The following is a 321-nucleotide window of genomic DNA, read 5'->3' as shown; positions in this document are numbered from 1 at the left end:
CGATGGATTTCCTGAAACTGATCCAGTCGCTCGACGAACTGCTGTACGAAATCATGTCGTGGCTGATCTTCTATCCGGTCACGCTGTGGCGCGCGCTCACGCGGCCGCTCAAGATGATGGACTATTCGGACGCCGAGCAGGGCGACGCCGAGGACCAGCAATATACCGACACGCTGTCGCCGCCGCTGTTCCTGCTCCTGACGCTGGTGCTCTGCCACGCGGTCGAACTGTCGGTCGTGGGGCAGAACGAGATTGTGATGCGCCAGGCCGGGCTGGGCAGGCTGGTCGACGACGATTCGACCTTCATCCTGCTGCGCGTCG

Annotated in this window: 1 protein-coding gene; it reads left to right on the top strand. The window is 62.3% G+C overall.

All coding sequences use genetic code 11. The features are described from left to right. A partial coding sequence (locus FLQ44_RS20190; RefSeq protein ID WP_206209025.1) for a hypothetical protein occupies positions 1 to 321 on the top strand: 321 nt, incomplete at both ends.

The organism is Vogesella mureinivorans, from assembly GCF_007644035.1.
Lineage (GTDB): Bacteria > Pseudomonadota > Gammaproteobacteria > Burkholderiales > Chromobacteriaceae > Vogesella > Vogesella mureinivorans.
This window is presented reverse-complemented; position numbering and strand designations above follow the sequence as displayed.